General features: G+C 76.3%; 2 protein-coding genes. Both read left to right on the top strand.

Annotated features, from left to right (window positions below; translation table 11 throughout):
- Positions 1-1,262: class I tRNA ligase family protein (locus Q7W29_13035; GenBank protein MDO9172744.1), on the top strand; the 1,262-nt coding region annotated here is incomplete at its 5' end.
- Between the two features lie 23 nt (positions 1,263-1,285).
- A partial coding sequence (locus tag Q7W29_13030; protein ID MDO9172743.1) for a hypothetical protein occupies positions 1,286-4,748 on the top strand: 3,463 nt, incomplete at its 3' end.

The following is a 4,748-nucleotide window of genomic DNA, read 5'->3' as shown; positions in this document are numbered from 1 at the left end:
TCGGCCGCGCCACCGTCCAGTACCGCCTGCGCGACTGGCTGATCAGCCGCCAGCGCTACTGGGGGGCGCCGATCCCCATCATCCACTGCCCGTCCTGCGGCGAGGTGCCGGTGCCGCGCGACCGCCTGCCGGTGCTGCTGCCCGACGACGTGGACTTCCGGCCGCGCGGCAAGGCGCCCTTGGCCAGCAGCGAGGCCTTCATGGCCGTGGACTGCCCGAGCTGCGGCGGCCCCGCCCGGCGCGACCCGGACACGATGGACACCTTCGTCTGCAGCAGCTGGTACTTCCTGCGCTACCCCGAGCCGGGCCTGCGCGACGCCCCGTTCCGCTACGAGACGCTGCGCAAGTGGCTGCCGGTGGACATGTACGTCGGCGGCGCCGACCACGCCTGCGGGCACCTGATCTTCTCGCGCTTCATCACGATGGTGCTGCACGACCTCGGCCTGGTGCCGGTGGAGGAGCCCTTCGCGCGACTGCGCCACCAGGGCATGATCACCCGCGACGGCGAGAAGATGTCCAAGAGCAAGGGCAACACCGTGGTGCCGGCCGACTACCTCGAGCGCTACGGCACCGACACGCTGCGCGCCTACCTCATGTTCGGCTTCGCCTTCGCCGAGGGCGGGGACTGGACCGACGAGGGCATCGACGGCATCTGGCGCTACCTCAACCGCGTCTGGCGCCTCGTGGACGCGGTGCTCGACGACCGCTCGCCCGCCGGCGACGCGCCCGTCGACGCCGCCGCCATGACCGACGAGCAGGCCGCCGCGCGCTGGCCCCAGCTGCGCCTGGTGCGGCACAACTCGGTGCGCGGCTGCACGCAGGATCTCGAGCGCTTCCAGTTCAACACGGCGCTCAGCCGCCTGATGGAACTGACCAACGCCCTCTACCAGTACTGCGGCCGCGAGCGGCCCCGGCCCGGGGACGCGGACTTCCGCGACGCGCTGACGTCGCTGGTGCAGATGCTCGCGCCGTTCGCGCCGCACCTCGGCGCGGAGCTGTGGCTGCGGCTGGGGCGCGAGGGCTCGGTCTTCGATCACCCGTGGCCCGCCTGGCGGGACGAGTACCTCGTCGCCGACACGGTCACCTACGTCATCCAGATCAACGGCAAGATCCGCGAGCGCATGGAGGCGCCCCGCGACGCCGATGCCGGGCAGGTCGAGCGCGACGCGCTCGCGCACGGCCGCGTCCCCGAGCTGATCGGGGCGGGGCCGGTGCGCAAGGTCGTCGTCGTGCCGGGCAAGCTCGTGAACATCGTCGTCTGAACGGGGTCGGACAGGGGACGGCCATGAATTATTGGGATCTGCTGGCCGAGGCCCGCGCCCGGCTCGAAGCGGGCGACCTGCGCGGGGCGGAGTCCAGCTTCGCCGAAGCGGGGGACAGCCGCGAGCGCTCGCCCGTGCGCGTCTTCCTGAGCGAGAAGATGGGCGGTGCGGCCAAGCGCGCCCTGACCCGCCTGCGCGGCGCCGGCGCCGCCGAGAAAGGCGAGGCCGGCCGCTGGGAGCGGGAACGCACCGGATTCACGGCGGATTTCCGCGAGCAGGCGCGCGGCCTGCTGGACCGGGCGCGCGCCTCGGTCGCGACTCCCGGCGCCTTCCCGCCCCGCGAACGCCTGGGCCTGGCGGCCGGCGCCGCCTACCTCACCGCCGTCAGCGAGCTGGCCGACCTGCGCCGGATCGATCCCTCGCCCTTCCTCGAAGCCGCGCTGGCCGCCGCCTGCGACGCGGGCTGCCCGCCGCCGGACGGCCTGCTGGCGGTGTCGCTGCCCCTGGCCGCCGACGTCCGCCTGCGGCTGGCCGCGCGCGTCCTGGAATTCGCGCGCCGGGTGCAGACGGACGACGCCGTCCGCGCTCTCGCCCGCGACGCCGACGCCCTGCTGGCTCCCGAACACATGGTCGGTCACGTCCAGGAGGCCGAGCGGCTCTGGCTCGCCGCGCAGCTGGCCGAAGGGCCGCTGGACGACGCGTCGCGGGCCGCCGCCCACTACGCCGCCTGTGCGCGGGAGGAGGGCACGCCCGCCGAGCGCCGCGACCTGGCCCGTCTCGCCGCCGCCGCCCTGTTCGCCAACCTCGACCGCTTCGCGTTGCCGGTCCCGCGCTACGACGAGGCCTTGGCCCTGCTCGAAGCCGTCGCCGCCGACGCGGCGGTCGAGCGCCGCCGTCGCGCGGCCCTGGTCGTGCTGCAGGAGCGGCAGATCGGGACCCGCGACGGGGTTTGGGCCTCGGCCGCCCGCGACTTGCATGGAGCCGGTCACCTGGTGGTGTGGCGCCGGAGCCGTCCCGTCGACGTCCTGAGCTGGGCCGACGGTCCAACCGCCGCGGCGGTGGTCGCGTACCTGGGCGAGGTGCGCGAGCGGATCCTGGTGCTCGGCGACATCGGCAACGAAATACCCGGTTGGGAGTTGCGGGGCCTCGTGGAAGCGTTGCTGGAACCGGAGCTGCCGGCCCGGGGCGTGGACGACGGCGTGCTCGACGCCCTGGCCGCCCTGCACTGCGAGGCGCCGGCGCCGCACCCGCTCTTCGCCGTGGAGACCCGGGAGCCGCTCTCCGCCGCGGTCGCGGGCGCTCTGCGCGCGGGCCGGGTCTGGCTGGGCGCCACGGCGCGACTGGCGGCCGCGGAGCCCGGGCAGCGCGGCATGATCCGCGAACTGGCCCGCCGCGGGGACGGCGCGGCCCGGCTGGTGGCGTCGTTCCTGCCACCCGATCTCGTGCGGCCCCAGGGCTGGCCCCTGACCCCGCTGCAGGACCGGCCGTCGCCGCGCGCTTTCGCCGCCGTGACGGCCGACGCCGGACGACGCCACGTCGAGCCGCGCGATCCCGAACTGGCCGCGGCGGCCTCGGCGCTGGTGCACGCCGCCGACCGGGCTTCGGCGCTGGAAGCCTGGGGCCAGCGCCGCGCCGCCTGGCGCCTCGTCCTGGACGGCGCCGACCGGTTGGCGGAATTCGCCGGTCCGCTGTCGCGGCAACCGGGCGCCTGGACCCTTGTGCCGGCGGGCGGCGCGCTCCACGATCGCGAGGCGGCCCTGTCCCTGCTATCGGAGATGGCCTCGATGCCGGATCAGGGGCTGCTGCCCCTGATCCATGCCTGCCGGCTCGCCGCGACCCACAACGGCGACCTGGCCGACCACCGCCGGTTGCGCCCGCGCGAGCGCGGCGCTTGTCCCTGGATCGACCGCTACGACACCTGGCTGGACCAGCGGCTGCGCCGCGACGCCGCACCGGGATCGGACGGCTGGTCCGGGGAACTGGCCCGGCGGGTGGACGGCGACGCCGCGGTCGTGGGGCTGGCCGGCGATCTGCCGAGCGACGGTGCGGCGCGCGCCCGGCTCTGGGGCCTGGGCGCGCGAGCCGTCGCCTGGGTCTTCGCCGACGCCGCCGTGATCAACTGGAGCTGGCACCGGCGCGGCGCCGACGAACCCGTCGCCCGTCATCGCGCCCTGGCCGGCGAGGGCGCCGGCCAGCTGTCGTTGCTGGCGCCCGCCCCGATCCTCGACGGCGACCTCGCCGCCATCCTCGGGGGCTGGCTCTCGCTCCACGGCGCCTGCCGGGTCTTCGTGCGCGGCGGTGACGCGGCGACACCGCTGTCACTGGCCGTCGGCGGCCCGCCTCCGGACGCGCGGGTGCGCCTGGGCGCCGCCGCGGCGGCCCACGCCCGCCGTCTCGTGCAGCTGTCCGGCACGGCCGGCGCCCGCCTGCTCCTGCCGACGGCGGGCCCGTTGGGCGCCTGCCTCCACGCCCTGGCGCGCGGCGGGATCGCCAACCTGCCCGTCAAGGATCTCGGCGTCGAGTCGCAGGAAGGTTTCTGGGACGACGCGGACACCGCGCGGCGATGCGCGGGGGGCGTCGTCTACGTTCCCCAACTGGCGAGCCTGGACCCCGCCGCCGGCGACGGCGCGGACGCCGCCGCGGATGACGTTTCCTGGGGGCGCCGGGACGCCGGCGCCGCCGCGGTCGCCGCGCGGCGGCGCGCCCTGATGGCGCTGGAACTGCACGCGCTGCGGGGCAGGGGCGCGGGCGCCGTCATGGTCGGGGACACGCGCTGGTGGCGCACGTTCCCGCTCGGCGCGGACGGCGGTCCGTTGCTGGACGCCGCCGGCGCGACCGCCCTGGCGGGAGCTTGGGGCGCCGGCGTCTTCGACCTGGACGGCGAGCCGCCGCGGCCGCCGACGCGACGCGGTCGCGCGGCCGACCCGCTGCGCAAGTCGGTCGTGGGCTGGCTGCAGGTCCAGGGTTGGACCGACGCCGAAGGGCGGGGCCTGCCGCCGGGATTCCTGGACTGCGAACGCACCGATTTGCCGGAAGCCTGGCCGACGGCCCGTCGCCGTCTCGTGCTGGGCGATCCGGCGGCCGCCTGGCTCCACAGCGCGACCGCGGTGACCGCGGCCCGCGAAGACGGCGACCACGGCGCCTGGCTGCTGGTGGTGAGCGATTCGCCGCCGGCCGAAGCGGTGGTCCTGCGCGACGCCGTGCTGTCGCCGCGGCCCTCGCTGCTCGCCGCAGGCGCGTCGCCGCCGGGCGGCGGTTGGCACGCCGTCACCTGGGCCCGGCCGTCCGACCTCGCCGACCCCGAGCTGGTCCGGCGCCTCGCCCTGGACCCGCCGACGGAGATCTGGGCCGGGGATCTGGGCGGATGGCTGCCGTCGGGCGCGACCGACGGCGGTCGCTGCGCGCCCTGCCTGCACGCGTTGCTGCACCTCGTCGAGGCGCCCATGACGCTGCAGGCCACGGACCTGCCGGGTTCCTGGCGCCGGT

It is taken from the genome of bacterium (assembly GCA_030654305.1).
Lineage (GTDB): Bacteria > Krumholzibacteriota > Krumholzibacteriia > LZORAL124-64-63 > LZORAL124-64-63 > PNOJ01.
The sequence above is the reverse complement of the archived record's forward strand: the minus strand, read 5'-3'. Positions and strand labels throughout refer to the sequence as shown.